The 17,189-nt window shown below is 69.5% G+C and carries 13 protein-coding genes; 12 read left to right on the forward strand and 1 reads right to left on the reverse strand.

The features are described from left to right. Positions 1-12: 12 nt before the first annotated feature. From nuoE to nuoN, 10 genes are read left to right on the forward strand one after another with little or no spacing between them, the layout of a single operon-like run. The gene (gene nuoE, locus ABD858_RS18505; RefSeq protein WP_345038872.1) at positions 13-714 is read left to right on the forward strand and encodes an NADH-quinone oxidoreductase subunit NuoE; all 702 of its coding nucleotides are present in this window, start codon (positions 13-15) and stop codon (positions 712-714) included. Continuing rightward, positions 714-2,096, forward strand: coding sequence for an NADH-quinone oxidoreductase subunit NuoF (nuoF, locus tag ABD858_RS18510; protein ID WP_345038875.1), 1,383 nt, complete (start codon positions 714-716; stop codon positions 2,094-2,096). The genes nuoE and nuoF overlap by 1 nt, the downstream gene beginning before the upstream one ends. Further along, positions 2,093-4,621 carry an NADH-quinone oxidoreductase subunit G gene (locus ABD858_RS18515; protein ID WP_425586222.1) on the forward strand — a complete coding sequence of 843 codons (2,529 nt, stop codon included), beginning with the start codon at positions 2,093-2,095 and terminating at the stop codon, positions 4,619-4,621. The genes nuoF and ABD858_RS18515 overlap by 4 nt, the downstream gene beginning before the upstream one ends. A gap of 38 nt (positions 4,622-4,659) precedes the next feature. Continuing rightward, complete coding sequence (gene nuoH / locus ABD858_RS18520; RefSeq protein ID WP_345044679.1) at positions 4,660-6,015, forward strand: NADH-quinone oxidoreductase subunit NuoH; 1,356 nt, start codon at positions 4,660-4,662, stop codon at positions 6,013-6,015. Then, positions 6,008-6,628: an NADH-quinone oxidoreductase subunit NuoI gene (gene nuoI, locus ABD858_RS18525; protein WP_345038879.1), complete on the forward strand. Its 621-nt coding sequence runs from the start codon at positions 6,008-6,010 to the stop codon at positions 6,626-6,628. Before nuoH ends, nuoI begins: the two co-directional genes overlap by 8 nt. Further along, a complete protein-coding gene (locus ABD858_RS18530; RefSeq protein ID WP_345038881.1) occupies positions 6,625-7,431 on the forward strand; it encodes an NADH-quinone oxidoreductase subunit J in 807 nt (268 codons plus the stop codon). Before nuoI ends, ABD858_RS18530 begins: the two co-directional genes overlap by 4 nt. Beyond that, complete coding sequence (nuoK, locus tag ABD858_RS18535; RefSeq protein ID WP_345038883.1) at positions 7,428-7,727, forward strand: NADH-quinone oxidoreductase subunit NuoK; 300 nt, start codon at positions 7,428-7,430, stop codon at positions 7,725-7,727. Before ABD858_RS18530 ends, nuoK begins: the two co-directional genes overlap by 4 nt. Positions 7,728-7,741: 14 nt before the next feature. Next, the gene (gene nuoL, locus ABD858_RS18540) at positions 7,742-9,682 is read left to right on the forward strand and encodes an NADH-quinone oxidoreductase subunit L (RefSeq protein WP_345038885.1); all 1,941 of its coding nucleotides are present in this window, start codon (positions 7,742-7,744) and stop codon (positions 9,680-9,682) included. Between the two features lie 3 nt (positions 9,683-9,685). After that, entirely contained in the window at positions 9,686-11,299 is a 1,614-nt protein-coding gene (locus ABD858_RS18545; protein ID WP_345038888.1) for an NADH-quinone oxidoreductase subunit M, read from the forward strand. Positions 11,300-11,307: 8 nt separating this feature from the next. Beyond that, complete coding sequence (gene nuoN / locus ABD858_RS18550) at positions 11,308-12,951, forward strand: NADH-quinone oxidoreductase subunit NuoN (protein WP_345044682.1); 1,644 nt, start codon at positions 11,308-11,310, stop codon at positions 12,949-12,951. A gap of 293 nt (positions 12,952-13,244) precedes the next feature. On the opposite strand, the gene fahA is transcribed toward nuoN, so the two are convergent. Continuing rightward, entirely contained in the window at positions 13,245-14,474 is a 1,230-nt protein-coding gene (gene fahA, locus ABD858_RS18555; protein ID WP_345038890.1) for a fumarylacetoacetase, read from the reverse strand. 191 nt (positions 14,475-14,665) lie between these two features. On the opposite strand from fahA, the gene ABD858_RS18560 reads away from it, so the two are divergent. Next, positions 14,666-15,907: a carboxylate--amine ligase gene (locus ABD858_RS18560; protein WP_345044685.1), complete on the forward strand. Its 1,242-nt coding sequence runs from the start codon at positions 14,666-14,668 to the stop codon at positions 15,905-15,907. Positions 15,908-15,929: 22 nt separating this feature from the next. Beyond that, positions 15,930-17,132 carry an FAD-dependent oxidoreductase gene (locus tag ABD858_RS18565; protein WP_345038892.1) on the forward strand — a complete coding sequence of 401 codons (1,203 nt, stop codon included), beginning with the start codon at positions 15,930-15,932 and terminating at the stop codon, positions 17,130-17,132. Positions 17,133-17,189 lie beyond the last annotated feature (57 nt).

Below are 17,189 nucleotides of genomic sequence, written 5' to 3' on the forward strand. Positions count from 1 at the left end.
GTGAGCCTGGGGATGCCGCAGCTCCCCGCCCCGCCCTACCCGGCCGACGTACGGGCCAGGCTCGACGCGGACGCCCGGGAGATCATCGCCCGCTACCCCGACAGCCGGTCCGCCCTGCTGCCGCTGCTGCACCTGGTGCAGTCCGAGGAGGGGTACGTCTCCCGTACCGGCATGGCCTTCTGCGCCGAGGCGCTCGGCCTGACCACCGCCGAGGTCACCGCGGTCGCCACCTTCTACTCCATGTACCGCCGCAAGCCGTCCGGTGACTACCAGGTCGGTGTCTGCACCAACACCCTGTGCGCGGTCATGGGCGGGGACGCCATCTTCGAGGACCTCAAGGAGTACCTCGCGGTCGGCAACAACGAGACCACCGACGACGGCAAGGTCACGCTGGAGCACATCGAGTGCAACGCGGCCTGCGACTTCGCGCCCGTCGTGATGGTCAACTGGGAGTTCTTCGACAACCAGACCCCCGAATCGGCTCGCCGGCTCGTCGACGACCTGAGGGCCGGACGCCCGGTGTCCCCCACCCGTGGCGCGCCCCTGTGTACCTACAAGGAGACCGCCCGCATCCTCGCCGGCTTCCCCGACGAGCGCCCCGGCGCGGTCGAGGCGACCGGCGGCGCCGGTCCCGCCTCGCTGGCCGGACTGCGACTGGCCAAGGGCGAGCACAACCGGATCGTCTCCCCGCGCTACGGAGAGGAGGCGGAGTAATGACCATGGCACCTTCGCACGGGGGTACCTCCCAGCCGGAGGCAGGGGGAGGGGCGAGCCCCGAGAAGCTGCTCGCACCCGTGCTCTCCGCCTTCTGGGACCAGCCGGAGTCCTGGACGCTGGACACCTACCGGTGTCATGAGGGGTACGAGGGGCTGCGCAAGGCGCTCGGCATGTCGCCGGACGACGTGATCGCCTACGTCAAGGAATCGGGTCTGCGCGGACGCGGGGGCGCCGGTTTCCCCACCGGGATGAAGTGGCAGTTCATTCCGCAGGGCGACGGCAAGCCGCACTACCTCGTCGTCAACGCGGACGAGTCCGAGCCGGGCACCTGCAAGGACATCCCCCTTCTCTTCGCCAACCCGCACTCCCTCATCGAGGGAATCGTGATCGCCTGCTACGCGATCAGGTCCTCCCATGCCTTCATCTATCTGCGCGGCGAGGTCGTGCCGGTGCTGCGTCGGCTGCATGAGGCCGTGCGCGAGGCGTACGAAGCGGGCTACCTCGGCAAGGACGTCCTGGGCAGCGGCCTCGATCTCGAGCTCACCGTGCACGCGGGCGCCGGCGCGTACATCTGCGGCGAGGAGACCGCACTCCTCGACTCGCTCGAAGGCCGCCGCGGCCAGCCCAGGCTGCGTCCCCCCTTCCCCGCGATCGCGGGTCTCTACGCGTGCCCCACCGTGGTGAACAACGTCGAGTCCATCGCGTCGGTTCCCGCGATCCTCAACAAGGGCAAGGAGTGGTTCCGCTCGATGGGCAGTGAGAAGTCCCCGGGCTTCACGCTGTACTCGCTCAGCGGCCATGTCGCCCGCCCCGGCCAGTACGAGGCCCCGCTGGGCATCACGCTGCGCCAGCTCCTCGACATGAGCGGGGGCATGCGCCCCGGCCACCGGCTGAAGTTCTGGACCCCGGGCGGCTCCTCCACGCCGATGTTCACCGACGAGCACCTCGACGTCCCCCTGGACTACGAGGGTGTGGGCGCCGCAGGGTCGATGCTGGGCACCAAAGCACTGCAGTGCTTCGACGAGACCACCTGTGTGGTGCGCGCGGTGACCCGGTGGACCGAGTTCTACGCCCATGAGTCCTGCGGCAAGTGCACCCCGTGCCGCGAGGGCACCTACTGGCTGGTGCAGTTGCTGCGGGACATCGAGGCCGGCAAGGGCTCGATGGACGACATCGACAAGCTGTACGACATCGCCGACAACATCAACGGCAAGTCGTTCTGCGCGCTCGGCGACGGAGCCGCGTCACCGATCTTCTCCTCGCTCCAGTACTTCCGCGAGGAATACGAGCAGCACATCCGCGGCAGGGGCTGCCCCTTCGACCCGGCGAAGTCCACCGCGTGGGCGGACGAGAACCCACACCTGGAGGTGACCGCGTGACCGCAGCCGTACCGCCCGAGGACCTCGTCACGCTGACCATCGACGGCATCGAGACCAGCGTCCCCAAGGGGACCCTGGTGATCAGGGCCGCCGAACAACTCGGCATCGAGATCCCCCGGTTCTGCGACCATCCGCTCCTCGACCCGGCCGGCGCCTGCCGCCAGTGCATCGTCGAGGTCGAGGGCCAGCGCAAGCCGATGGCGTCCTGCACGATCACCTGCACCGACGGAATGGTCGTCAAGTCGCAGCTCACCTCACCGGTTGCCAGGAAGGCGCAGGAGGGCGTGATGGAGCTGCTGCTCATCAACCATCCGCTGGACTGCCCGGTGTGTGACAAGGGCGGCGAGTGCCCGCTCCAGAACCAGGCCATGTCGCACGGCCATGCCGAGTCCCGCTTCGAGGGCAGCAAGCGCACCTACGAGAAGCCGGTCCCGATCTCCACCGAGATCCTGTTGGACCGTGAGAGGTGCGTGCTGTGCGCGCGCTGCACCCGCTTCTCACAGCAGATCGCGGGCGATCCGATGATCGAGCTGGTCGAGCGCGGCGCACTGCAGCAGGTCGGCACGGGTGAGGGCGACCCCTTCGAGTCGTACTTCTCCGGGAACACCATTCAGATCTGCCCGGTCGGCGCGCTGACGTCGGCGGCGTACCGGTTCCGCTCCCGCCCCTTCGACCTGGTGTCGTCGCCGAGCGTGTGCGAGCACTGCGCGGGCGGCTGTGCGACCCGTACCGACCACCGGCGCGGCAAGGTGCTGCGACGGCTCGCGGCCAATGACCCCGAGGTCAACGAGGAGTGGCTCTGCGACAAGGGGCGGTTCGCCTTCCGGTACGCGCAGGGCCGCGACCGGATCACCACCCCGCTGGTGCGCAACGAGCAGGGCGAGCTGGAACCGGCGAGCTGGCCGGAGGCGCTGGAGGCGGCGGCCCGGGGGCTCGCGGCGGCGCGTGACCAGGCCGCCCGCACCGGAGGTGCCGGAGTCTCGGTCCTGACCGGCGGGCGGCTCACCGTCGAGGACGTCTACGCCTACAGCAAGTTCGCCAGGGTCGCCCTCGGCACCAACGACATCGACTTCCGGGCGCGCGTGCACTCCTCCGAGGAGGCGGACTTCCTGGCCGCGACCGTGGCCGGGCGGGGCCGTTCCATCGACGGCAGCGGTGTCACGTACACCTCGCTCGAACAGGCCCCGGCCGTACTGCTCGCCGGGATCGAGTCCGAGGAGGAGGCCCCCGGTGTCTTCCTGCGGCTGCGCAAGGCCTGGCGCAAGCACGGCCAGCGCACCTTCGCCCTCGCCTCGCACGCCACCCGCGGCCTGACCAAGGCGGGCGGCATGCTGCTGCCCGCCGCGCCCGGCACCGAGACCGAGTGGCTGGACGCCCTGGCCGGAGAGATCGGCCTCAACGAGGACGGCGCCAAGGCCGCGGAGGCGCTGCGCGCTCCGGGCGCGGTGATCGTCGTCGGAGAGCGGCTGGCCGGTGTGCCGGGTGCGCTCAGCGCGGCTGTGCGCCTGAGGTCCGCGACCGGCGCGGCGCTGGTGTGGATCCCGCGCCGGGCCGGTGAGCGCGGTGCCGTCGAGGCGGGCGCGCTCCCTGCGCTGCTGCCCGGCGGCCGCCCGGCCACCGACCCGCGGGCCCGGGAGGAGGTCGCGGCCGCCTGGGGCGTACGCGAGCTCCCGCACCGCTACGGCCGCGACACCGGCCAGATCATCGAGGCCGCGGCCTCCGGCGAACTGGGCGCGCTCCTCGTCGCAGGCGTCGAGGTCGCCGACCTGCCGGACCCGGCGCGGGCGCTGCGCGCACTCGACGAGGTCGGCTTCCTGGTGTCGCTGGAGCTGCGCACCAGCGAGGTGACGGAGCGGGCGGACGTGGTCCTCCCGGTCGCGGCCGTGGCGGAGAAGCCCGGCACCTTCCTCAACTGGGAGGGCAGGGCCAGGCCGTTCGAGGCGGCGCTGAAGCCGGACCAGATGACCCGGTCGCTCGCACCGACGGACACCCGGGTGCTGCACATGCTGGCCGACGCCCTTGCCCGCGCCGCAGGCGCTGATGAATACAGCCACTTCGCGCTGCCGGATGTACAGGCCGTGCGCCGGGAGATGGAGCGGCTCGGCTCGTGGGACGGCGCCTACGCCTCCGAGCCCGTGGAGAACACCCGGCCGCTGCCCCGCCTCGGCGAGGGCGAGGCCGTTCTCGCCGGACACCGGATGCTGCTCGACCAGGGCCGCCTCCAGGACTTCGAGGAGGCCCTGGCCGGCACCCGGCATGCCGCGGTCGCCCGGCTGTCCGCCGCCACCGCGGCCGAGACCGGTGTCAAGGACGGCGACCTGCTGGCCGTCACCGGCCCGGCCGGCGAGGTCCGCCTCCCGCTCCAGGTGACCGAGATGCCCGACCGCGTGGTCTGGCTCCCGCTCAACTCCACGGGCGGCGGCGTTCCGCGCGACACGGGTGCACGTCCCGGCGCCGCGGTCCGCATCGGTCCGGCGGTGACGCCGGAGGCCGAGCCCACCGACGTACCGGAGGTGCAGTCGTGATCACCCCGCAGAGCGTCCTCGCCGCCGAGGATCTCTCCATGTTCGGGAGTGACCCCTGGTGGCTGGTCGTCATCAAGGCGGTGTTCTGCTTCGCCTTCCTGATGGTCACCGTCCTCGTCTCCATCGTCATGGAGCGCAAGGTCGTCGCCTGGATGCAGCTGCGCATCGGCCCGAACCGGCACGGTCCCTGGGGGATGCTGCAGTCCCTCGCGGACGGCGTCAAGCTGATGCTCAAGGAGGACGTGGTCGTCAAGCGCGCGGACAAGGTGGTCTACATCCTTGCTCCGATCGTCGCCGCGATCCCGGCCTTCATGGCGATTGCGGTGATCCCCTTCGGCCCGGCCGGCAACGAGATCTCGATCTTCGGCCAGCGGACCACCATGCAGCTGACCGACCTGCCGATCGCGGTGCTCTACATCCTCGCGGTCGCCTCCGTCGGCATCTACGGCATCGTGCTCGCCGGCTGGTCCTCCGGTTCGACGTATCCGCTGCTCGGAGGCCTGCGCTCCTGCGCGCAGATGATCTCGTACGAGATCGCGATGGGCGCGGCCTTCGCCTCGGTCTTCCTCTACTCCGGGTCGATGTCGACCTCGGCGATCGTCGAGGCGCAGCAGGACCGCTGGTTCATCGTCCTGCTGCCGGTCTCCTTCCTGATCTACGTCGTGACGATGGTGGGCGAGACCAACCGCGCGCCCTTCGACATGCCGGAATCCGAGGGCGACCTGGTCGGTGGCTTCAACACCGAGTACAGCTCCATCAAGTTCGCGATGTTCATGCTCGCCGAGTACGTCAACATGGTCACCGTCTCGGCCCTCTCGGTCACGCTCTTCCTGGGCGGCTGGCGCGCGCCGGCGCCGATCTCGACGTACTGGGAGGGCGCGAACCACGGCTGGTGGCCGCTGCTCTGGTTCGTCGTCAAGGTGAATCTGCTGCTGTTCGTCTTCGTCTGGCTGCGGGGCACGCTGCCGCGGGTCCGCTACGACCAGCTGATGAAGCTCGGCTGGAAGGTCCTCATCCCGGTCTCGGTCGTCTGGCTGATGCTGGTCGCGACCGTACGGGCGCTGCGGAACGAGAGCTACGACTTCCAGCAGATCCTGCTCTATGTCGCGGGCGGGGTGCTCACCGTACTGCTGCTGTCCTTCGTCATCGACTTCTACCGCGACAAGAAGGCGAAGGCCGTCTCCGCCAAGGAGGCCGCACCCGCCTTCGACCCGATGGCGGGCGGCTTCCCGGTCCCGCCGCTGCCCGGACAGACCCTGCCGCCGGCGCCCCGGCGACGGCCGCGATGGGGGTCCTCCCGGGCGAGCGGAGCCGAGCCCGGGGGAGAGCGCGAGTTGATTGTCAGTGGTGGGGCGGACACTGTAAGTGACGGAAAGGAGGCTGACGGTGTCTGAGCGATCCGAGGAATCCGAGGGCAAGTTCCTGAATCCGGTGGCCGGCTTCGGCGTGACCTTCAAGGGCATGTTCAAGAGGCGGCTGACCGAGCAGTACCCGGAACAGCAGAAGACCACGGCGCCGCGCTTCCACGGCCGGCACCAGCTCAACCGCCATCCGGACGGCCTCGAGAAGTGCGTCGGCTGCGAGCTGTGCGCCTGGGCCTGCCCGGCCGACGCCATCTATGTGGAGGGTGCGGACAACACCGACGAGGAGCGCTACTCGCCGGGCGAGCGGTACGGCCGCGTCTATCAGATCAACTACGCCCGCTGCATTCTGTGCGGTCTGTGCATCGAGGCCTGCCCGACGCGAGCTCTCACGATGACCAATGACTTCGAACTGGCCGACACCAGCCGCGAATCCCTCATCTACACGAAGGAGCAGCTGCTGGCGGGGCTCGAGGAGGGCATGGTCGACACCCCGCACGCGATCTTCCCGGGCATGGACGAGCAGGACTACTACCGCGGCCGCGTGACGGAGGCCGCGCCCGGCACGAAGCGTCAGGTCGCGGTCTCCCAGGGCGAGCGCCCCGACGAGGCCGGGCGAGAGGCGGAAGAAGAGGTGGACGCATGAGCAGCCTCGCCGCGTACAGCACCTCCACCGGGGAGGCTGTCCAGTTCTGGGTGCTGGGTACGGTCGCCGTGCTCGGTGCGCTCGGGACGGTTCTGATGAGAAGAGCCGTGCACAGCGCGCTGAGCCTCGCCGGGACCATGATCGTCCTGGCGGTCTTCTATCTCGCCAACGGGGCGTACTTCCTGGGCATCGTCCAGATCGTCGTCTACACCGGCGCGATCATGATGCTCTTCCTCTTCGTCGTCATGCTGGTGGGTGTCACCGCGGCGGACTCGCTGAAGGAGACCATCAAGGGCCAGCGCTGGTGGGCCGCCGCCTGCGGGCTCGGCTTCGGCATCCTGCTCGCCGCCGGCATCGGCAATGCCTCGCTGAAGGAGTGGAGCGGCCTGGGCCAGGCCAACGCGGGCGGCAATGTCGAAGGACTCGCCGCCCTCATCTTCACCAAGTACGTCTTCGCCTTCGAAGTCACCGGCGCCCTGCTCATCACGGCCGCGGTCGGTGCGATGGTGCTCACCCACCGGGAGCGGACCGAGCGCGCCAGGACGCAGCGCGAGCTGTCCGAGCAGCGGGTACGCGAGGGCAGGCACGTGCCGCCGCTGCCGGCCCCCGGTGTGTACGCCCGGCACAACGCGGTGGACATCGCGGGCCTGCTGCCGGACGGCACCCCGTCCGAACTGACCGTCAACAAGACGCTGCGGGCCCGCGGCCAGATCCGTGATGTGTCGGCCGAGGCCCTGGGCGAGCTCAAGGCGATCGAGCAGCGCGCCGCGGAGCGCCTGGAGCGCGGAGAGGTGACGAAGTGAGCCCTGTCAACTACCTCTATCTCGCCGCCCTGCTGTTCACCATCGGCGCGGCCGGGGTGCTGATCCGGCGGAACGCGATCGTGGTCTTCATGTGCATCGAGCTGATGCTCAATGCCTGCAACCTCGCGTTCGTCGCCTTCTCCCGGATGCACGGCAATCTCGACGGCCAGATCATCGCCTTCTTCACGATGGTCGTCGCTGCCGCGGAGGTCGTCGTCGGGCTCGCGATCATCGTGTCGGTCTTCCGTTCCCGCCACTCGGCCTCGGTCGACGACGCCAGTCTGATGAAGCTCTGAGGGGTCGCTGAATCGTGGAGAACTTGATCGCGCCGCTGATCGCGGCGCCACTGCTCGGAGCGGCCGTACTGCTGTGCGGCGGGCGGCGGCTGGACCGTTCGGGACCCTGGATCGGCACCCTGCTCGCGGCCGTGTCCTTCGTGATCGGCGTGGTGCTCTTCGCCGATCTGCTGGGCCGGGGCACGAAGGACCGCACCCTGCACCAGCACCTGTTCAGCTGGATCCCGGTGGAGGGCTTCCAGGCCAATGTGGCTTTCCAGCTCGACCAGCTGTCGATGACCTTCGTGCTGCTGATCACCGGCGTGGGCTCACTGATCCATGTGTACTCGATCGGGTACATGGCGCACGACGAGCGCAAGCGCCGTTTCTTCGGCTACCTGAACCTCTTCCTCGCGGCGATGCTGTTGCTGGTTCTCGCCGACAACTACCTGCTGCTGTACGTCGGCTGGGAGGGCGTCGGTCTCGCCTCGTACCTGTTGATCGGGTTCTGGCAGCACAAGCCGAGCGCGGCGACCGCGGCGAAGAAGGCGTTCCTGGTCAACCGGGTCGGCGACATGGGGCTGTCCATCGCCGTCATGCTGATGTTCGCCTTCTTCGGGACCTTCACCTTCGGTCCGGTCCTGGGAGCGACAGATGCGGCCGGCGAGGGGAAGCTGACGGCGATCGGCCTGATGCTGCTGCTCGCCGCGTGCGGCAAGTCCGCGCAGGTACCGCTGCAGTCCTGGCTCGGGGACGCCATGGAGGGCCCGACCCCGGTCTCGGCCCTGATCCACGCGGCCACGATGGTGACGGCGGGCGTGTACCTCATCACCCGCTCCGGTGAGATCTTCAACGCCGCGCCCGACGCCCAGTCGGCGGTCGTGGTCGTCGGTGCGGTCACCCTTCTCTTCGGGGCGATCGTCGGCTGTGCGAAGGACGACATCAAGAAGGCCCTCGCGGCCTCCACGATGTCGCAGATCGGCTACATGATCCTGGCGGCGGGCCTCGGCCCGATCGGCTACGCCTTCGCGATCATGCACCTGGTCACCCACGGCTTCTTCAAGGCCGGGCTGTTCCTCGGTGCGGGCTCCGTCATGCACGGCATGAACGACGAGGTCGACATGCGCAAGTACGGCGGGCTGCGGAAGTACATGCCCGTCACCTTCATCACCTTCGGCCTGGGCTATCTCGCCATCATCGGCTTCCCCGGCCTGTCCGGCTTCTGGTCCAAGGACAAGATCATCGAGGCGGCCTTCGCCAAGGGCGGTACCGAGGGCTGGATCCTCGGTGGAGCGGCCCTGTTGGGCGCGGCCATCACGGCGTACTACATGACACGCGTGATGCTGATGACCTTCTTCGGTGAGAAGCGCTGGCAGCCCGCCCCCGACCCGGACAAGACGCCCGGCGTCGAGCCCGGCATCGAGGTGCACCCCGGCGAGATGCCGCATCCGCACGAGTCGCCGAGGTCGATGACCGTCCCGATGATCATGCTGGCCTTCGGATCGGTCTTCGCGGGCGCGCTGTTCAGCCTCAACGAATCCTTTGTGAAGTGGCTGGAGCCGGTCACCGGCTTCGAGCACGGACATCCGCCGGTCGGTGCCGGCGTGATCACCACCTCGACGGTCGTGGTGCTGCTCATCGGCGCCGGCATCGCCTACGCCCAGTACGGACGGCGTCCGGTCCCGGCCGTCGCTCCGCGCGGCAGCGTGCTGACCCGGGCCGCACGGCGCGATCTGCTCCAGGACGACTTCAACCACGTCGTGCTGGTCCGCGGCGGCGAGCACCTCACCCGCTCCCTGGTGTACGTCGACCACACGATGGTCGACGGAGTCGTCAACGGCACGGCGGCCTCGGTCGGTGGGCTCTCCGGCCGGCTGCGCAGGCTGCAGAACGGCTTCGCCCGCTCCTACGCGGTCTCGATGTTCGGCGGTACGGCGATCCTGATCGCCGCCACCCTGCTGATGAGGGCGGTCTGACCCATGGCATTTCCCCTTCTGACGGCGACGGCCGCGCTCCCCGCGATCGGTGCGATCGCCACGGCCGCCGTCCCGGCGGCCCGGCGGACCGCGACCAAATGGCTGGCGCTGGGCTTCTCGCTCGCCACACTCTTCCTCGCCGCGGCCGTCGCCGTACGCTTCGAACCCGGCGGCGGCCGTTACCAGCTCACCGAATCGCATGCCTGGATCAAGGACTTCGGGGTCCGTTACGAACTGGGCGTGGACGGCATCGCGGTCGCGCTGATCCTGCTCACCGCGGTGCTGATCCCCTTCGTCATCCTGGCCGGCTGGCACGACGCCGATCCTTCCCCAAGCTCTCCGCTTCGTTCGAGCAGGGGAGGCCCCAATGAGACCAAGGCGCCTTATCAGTGGCGGCCCACTCAGGGCTTCTTCGCGCTGATCCTCGGCGTCGAGGCGATGGTGATCCTCTCCTTCGAGGCCACCGACGTCTTCCTCTTCTACATCTTCTTCGAAGCCATGCTCATCCCGATGTACTTCCTCATCGGAGGCTTCGGGGACCGGGCCCACGCTGCAGGTGACGAGGCGGCGGCGACCCAGCGGACGTACGCGGCGGTCAAGTTCCTGCTGTACAACCTGGTCGGCGGCCTGATCATGCTGGCCGCGGTCATCGGGCTGTACGTCGTCGCGGGGAGCTTCTCGCTCCAGGAGATCACCGCGGCCCGTGCCGGCGGCTCGTTGGACATGGCCACCAACACCGAGCGGCTGCTCTTCCTCGGCTTCTTCTTCGCTTTCGCGGTGAAGGCCCCCCTGTGGCCGCTGCACACCTGGCTGCCCAACGCCATGGGTGAGGCGACGGCGCCGGTCGCCGTGCTGATCACCGCGGTCGTCGACAAGGTCGGCACCTTCGCGATGCTGCGTTTCTGCCTCCAGCTCTTCCCGGAGGCGAGCAAGTGGGCGACGCCGGTCATCCTGGTACTCGCCCTGATCAGCATCGTCTACGGCGCGCTTCTCGCGGTCGGACAGCGCGACATCAAGCGGCTGGTGGCCTACGCGTCGATCTCGCACTTCGGCTTCATCATCATGGGCATCTTCGCGATGACGAGCCAGGGCCAGTCCGGCGCCACCCTCTACATGGTCAACCACGGGATCTCCACCGCCGCGTTGATGCTGGTGGCGGGCTTCCTCATCGCGCGGCGCGGCTCGCGGCTCATCGCTGACTACGGCGGCGTCCAGAAGGTGGCTCCGGTGCTGGCCGGGACCTTCCTGATCGGCAGCCTCGCCACGCTGTCGCTGCCCGGCCTCGCGCCGTTCGTCAGTGAATTCCTGGTGCTGGTCGGCACGTTCACGCGTTACCCGGCGATCGGCGTCATCGCCACCTTCGGCATCGTCCTGGCCGCGCTCTACACCCTCGTCCTCTACCAGCGGACGATGACCGGCCCGGTCCGGCCGGCCGTGCGGGCCATGCCGGATCTGCGGGTGCGTGAGCTGCTGGTGATCGCTCCGCTGATCGCACTGCTGATCTTCCTCGGCGTCTATCCGAAGCCGCTGACCGAGATCGTCAACCCGGCCGTGAAGTACACCCTGTCCGACGTACAGAAGACCGACCCCAAGCCCGAGGTGGAGGCGGCCAAGTGAGCGCAGCAATGGCTGTCCACAGCCTGTGGACGACGGCGGCGTCCGAGCCGATCGACAAGATCCCGACCCCGCACATCGAATACGCCCAACTGGCACCCACACTGATCGTCTTCGGTGCCGCGGTCCTGGGCGTGCTGGTCGAGGCGTTCGTCCCGCGCCGGGCCCGTTACTCCATGCAGGTCTTCCTGTCGGTGGTCTCGCTCGCCGCCGCCTTCGCGGCGGTGGTCGGCCTGGCGGCCGGCGGATACGGCACCACCAAGGCGAAGATCGCCGCGATGGGCGCCATCGCGGTCGACGGCCCGGCGCTGTTCCTCCAGGGCGTGATTCTGCTGGCCTCGCTGATCGCCGTGTTCACCTTCGCCGAGCGCAGGCTCGACCCGGCGGCGCACGGCAACCGGGTGGACTCCTTCGCCGCGCAGGCCGCGTCCGTGCCGGGCAGCGAGAGCGAGAAGGCGGCGGTCAAGGCCGGGCTGACCACCACCGAGGTGTTCCCGCTCGCCCTCTTCGCCATCGGCGGCATGCTGATCTTCCCGTCGGCGAACGATCTGCTGACCCTCTTCGTCGCCCTCGAGGTCTTCTCCCTGCCGCTGTATCTCCTGTGCGCGCTGGCCCGCCGCAAGCGGCTGCTGTCGCAGGAGGCCGCGGTGAAGTACTTCCTGCTCGGCGCCTTCTCCTCCGCGTTCCTGCTCTTCGGCATCGCACTGCTCTACGGCTACGCGGGATCCGTCTCGTACGCCACGATCGCGGATGTGGTCGACGGCACCGTCCAGACCGTGAGCCCGGTGCTCGCCCAGACCATGGGCAACGATGTGCTGCTGCTGATCGGCTTCGCGATGGTGCTGGTCGGCCTGCTGTTCAAGGTGGGTGCGGTGCCGTTCCACATGTGGACCCCCGACGTCTACCAGGGCGCGCCGACCCCGGTCACCGGCTTCATGGCGGCCGCCACCAAGGTCGCCGCCTTCGGTGCGATGCTGCGCTTCCTGTATGTCGCCCTGCCCGGTCTGCGCTGGGACTGGCGGCCGGTCATGTGGGGCGTCGCGATCCTCACCATGCTGGGCGGTGCGATCGTCGCGATCACCCAGACCGACATCAAGCGGCTGCTGGCGTACTCCTCCATTGCGCACGCCGGCTTCCTGCTCGCCGGTGTCATCGCGGCCACGCCGAGCGGCATCTCGTCCGTCCTCTTCTATCTGGCCGCTTACTCCTTCGTCACGATCGGCGCCTTCGCGGTCGTCACGCTGGTGCGCGACGCGGGCGGCGAGGCCACGCATCTGTCGAAGTGGGCCGGGCTGGGCCGGCGTTCGCCGCTGGTCGCCGCGGTCTTCGCGGTGTTCCTGCTGGCCTTCGCCGGTATTCCGCTGACATCCGGCTTCTCCGGCAAGTTCGCGGTCTTCAAGGCGGCGGCGGAGGGCGGTGCGGGCGTGCTGGTCGTGATCGGTGTGATCTCGTCGGCGGTCGCCGCGTTCTTCTACATCCGGGTGATCGTGCTGATGTTCTTCAGCGAGCCGAAGGCGGACGGCCCCACGGTGGCGGTGCCGTCCCCGTTCACGATGACGGCCATCGCGGCCGGTGTCGCGGTGACGGTGGTGCTGGGCGTGGCCCCGCAGTACTTCCTCGACCTGGCGGGCCGGGCGAGCGTCTTCGTCCGCTGACCCGACTGCTCGACTGCTCGACTGCCCGACTGCCCGGCGCCCCTCCAAGGGGCGCCGGGCAGCGGCGTTTCCGGGGGTCCGGGGCGGAGCTTCCCCCCGCCCGGTCCCTTCCCACAGTGACACTGTGCGGCTCCGCCGCGCGGGGGCTCCGTCCCGGACCGGGCTGTCGCTCGGGGCTCGGTTTGAGCCCGTTCCGGCGATTGAGGACAACGCCCGAAGGGCGTTCCGGGGGTCCGGGGGCTTGTCCCCGGTTCGGGGGAGAGACACCCGCCGCGGGCGTGATCCGCGCAGGGTCAGTGCACCGCCGGAACGATCCGGCCCGTGACCTCTCCCAGGCCCACCCGGACGCCGTTCGGACCCGGGGCCCATGCCGTCAGGGTGACCTCGTCCCCGTCCTCCAGGAACGTCCGCTTGCCCTCCGGCAGATCGAGGGCGTCCCGGCCGTTCCAGGTCAGTTCCAGCAGCGAGCCGCGCTGGTGCACCTCGGGTCCGCTGACCGTGCCGGAGCCGTAGAGGTCGCCGGTGCGCAGGGATGCGCCGTTGACCGTCATATGGGCCAGCTGCTGGGCGGCGGTCCAGTACATGGTGGCGAACGGCGGCTCGGCGACCACCTGGCCGTTGATGGTCACGGTGATCCGCAGGTCGTAGCCGCCCGGTTCCTCCTCGGCCGTGTCGTCGAGGTACGGCAGCAGCGGGAAGTCGCGGGCCGGCGGGGCGACCCGGGCCGCGTCCAGTGCCTCGAGCGGGGTCACCCACGCCGAGACGGACGTGGCGAAGGACTTGCCGAGGAAGGGGCCGAGCGGGACGTACTCCCAGGCCTGGATGTCGCGCGCCGACCAGTCGTTGAGGAGGCCGATACCGAACACGTGCTCGCGGTAGTCGGCGAGCGGCACCGGCCGGCCGTGCTGGGACGGGGCGCCGACGACGAAGCCGACCTCGGCCTCGATGTCGAGCTTGACGCTCGGACCGAAGACCGGGGCGGGGTCGGTGGGAGCCTTGCGCTGACCGGAGGGGCGTACCACATCCGTCCCGGACACCACAACAGTGCCTGATCGGCCGTGGTAACCGATGGGCAGGTGCTTCCAGTTGGGCGTGAGGGGCTCGCTGTCCGGGCGGAAGATATGGCCGACATTGGTCGAGTGGTGCTCGCTCGAGTAGAAGTCGACATAGTCGGCGACCTCGTACGGGAGGTGCAGCGTCACGTCGGAGAGCGGGTGCAGCAGTGGTTCGATGTCGCCGCGGTGCGCCGGCACGGTCACCCATGCCGTCAGCGCCCGGCGGACGTCCCGCCAGACAGTGCGACCCGCCGCGAGCAGGGGATTCAGGGTCGGCTGTGCCAGAAGTGAGGCGTACGGCGAGCCCAGCGCACGGGCTGCCGCGCCCGCGTCCAGCACATGGCTGCCGATGCGGACGCCGACCCGACGGTGGTCCGGCTCGTCGGCGGTGGAGAAGACGCCGTACGGAAGATTGTGCGGGCCGAAGGGGTCGCCCTCGGGAAGGTCGAGCGGGCTCTGCTCGGGCATGGGTCGTGCCTGCCTTTCCGTGATGTTGAAGGACACGTTACGTGCGGCTTGCCTGGGATGGCAGTGCCTAAAGAGTTCGCAATGTCCGGAAAAACCTTGCTGGAGCGGGGAATTCCGGCTTAGCGTCCTTTGGGGCGCGCCTGGGGAAGGGGCCCGTGCGTCCGTAGGGGGGACAGGTGGCGCGCAGCAACATGCTCTTCACGGCGGACCGGACCGTGCCCGGGCTGATCGTGAAGATCGGTAACTATCCACTGCACCATGGCGGCGTCGGCGCGATCCGCAGTCTGGGCCGGCTCGGTGTGCCCATGTACGCCGTCACCGAAGACCGCTGGACGCCCGCGGCACACTCGCGCTATCTGGAACGTGCGTTCGTCTGGCCCACGACCGGTACCGAGGAGCCCGGCCGGCTGGTGGAGGGGTTGCTGCGGATCGGACGGCGCATCGGCCGGCCCACGGTGCTGATACCGACCGACGAAGAGGCGGCGGTGCTGATCGCGGAGCACCAGGAGGAGCTGGCGGACCGTTTTCTCTTCCCTCGTGTCGCACCGGATCTGCCGCGTCGTCTGGCCAGCAAGCAGGGGCTGCACGAGCTGTGCGTGCAGCACGGGGTGCCGTCGCCCGCGGCGGCCTTCCCGGAGTCGTACGCCGAGATCGAGGACTTCGCGGCGCATGCGCGCTTCCCGGTGGTGGCCAAGAACCGGGAGGCGTTCGTCCGCAGGAAGCGGCCCGCGGTGGGCGGCACCACCCGGATCGAGGACGCCGGGCATCTGCTCGCGCTCGCCCCCCGCTGGGGTGAGCAGCCGGGCGTGATCCTCCAGGAGTACCTGCCGCGCGAGCAGGCCGAGGACTGGATCGTCCACGCCTATTTCGACGGGAGCAGCGATCCGCTGGCGCTGTTCACAGGGGTCAAGGTGCGGTCCTGGCCGCCGCACGCCGGGATGACGGCCAACGCCTACGTCGTCGACAACCCGGAACTGGCACAGCTGGCCGCGCAGTTCATCAAGCGGATCGGGTACACCGGCATCGTCGACCTCGACCTGCGCTTCGACCGGCGCGATCGTCAGTACAAACTGCTCGACTTCAATCCGAGGATGGGTGCGCAGTTCCGCCTCTTCGAGAACGAGTCGGGCATCGACGTCGTCAGGGCCCAGCATCTGCATCTGACCGGCCGGAAGGTGCCCGAGGGGGAGCAGCGCGCCGGTCATCGCTATGTGGTGGAGAACATCGACCTGCCGGCGCTTCTCGCGTACCGCCGCAGCGGCTACACCACGCCGCACGCTCCCGCCCGGGCCTCCGGCACGGAGCTGGCCTGGCTGGCGGCGGACGACGTCAAGCCGTTCTTCACCATGATGGCGCGCTTCGTACGGCCCGGTGCCCAGCATCTGTATCGGTTGTGGCGGAGCTCCCGCCGTGGTTCAGCACCAGCCAAGTAACGTCCTGGGGAGGGGACTTCGCGTGATTCTTCCGGTAGCTGTCATCGGGGCCGGGCCCTTCGGCCTCTCGACTGCCGCCCATCTGCGGGGAAGGGGGATCCCCGTACGGATCTTCGGCTCGCCGATGGTGAGCTGGCGCGACCACATGCCGGCCGGGATGCTGCTCAAGTCGACGCCGGTGGCCTCCACCATCGACGCCCCGCAGCCGGGCCACACCCTGCTCGACTTCTGCGCGGACACGGGCGGGCAGCGCTACGAATCCGACTGGGACCTCATCCCCGTGGAGGACTTCGCCCGGTACGGACAGTGGTTCGCGGAGAGCCTGTTCCCGGACCTGGAGCAGGTCCGGGTGGTCTCCGTGGACCGGGTGAAGTGCGCGTTCGAGCTGAAGCTGGACTCGGGGGAGACCTTCAAGGCCCGTGCCGTGGTCGTCGCGACGGGCCTGTCGGGGCTGGCCCGGATGCCGCGTGAGCTGGCCGCGGCCGTGCCCGAGGGCCCGTCGGCGACCGGTCCGGTCTCGCACGCCTCGCAGCACCACGACCTGTCGGTGTTCGCCGGCCGTGAGGTGGTCGTCGTCGGTGCCGGCCAGTCCGCCCTGGAGAACGCCGTGCTGATGGCGGAGGCGGGCGCGAAGGTACGGATCGTCGCGCGCACCCCCGGGGCGGTCGCCTTCGGCGACGCGCCGGACCGGCAGCCGAAGTGGGCGCCCGAGTCGCCCTTCGGCCGCGCCTGGTCGCTGTACGCGCTGTCGTACCATGCCACGCACGTCCGCCACCTGCCGGCGCCCGCCCGCCACTACCTGGTCCGCCGGGTGCTGGGTCCGCTGGGCGCCTGGTGGCTGCGGGAGCGTTTCACCAACGGCGGGGTGCATGTGACGGACGGCCGGCGCGTGGTGCGTGCCCGGGTCGAGGACGGCCGTCCCGTGCTGACGCTCGGCGGCCGCTCCGGGGGTCCGCGGTACGAGCTGGCCGCCGACCATGTGATGGCCGCGACCGGCTATCGGATGGATGTGGCCGCGCTGGACTTCCTGGGCCATGAGCTGCGTACCGCACTGGTCACCACCAAGGGCGCCCCGGTCCTCGACGCGGGGTACGGGTCCTCGGTGCCCGGCCTGTACTTCACGGGTCTGCCGGCGTCGTCGTCGTTCGGGCCGCTGATGCGGTTCGTCTGCGGGACGGAGTACGCCTCACCGCGACTGGCCGCGGCGGTGGCGGGTTTGAGTTAGTGCTGTGGCCGGAAAGGCTTGCCGGGAAGCTCGCGACTCCCCCAGCTACCTCCCCCA

It is taken from the genome of Streptomyces sannanensis, assembly GCF_039536205.1.
In the GTDB taxonomy this organism is placed as follows: domain Bacteria; phylum Actinomycetota; class Actinomycetes; order Streptomycetales; family Streptomycetaceae; genus Streptomyces; species Streptomyces sannanensis.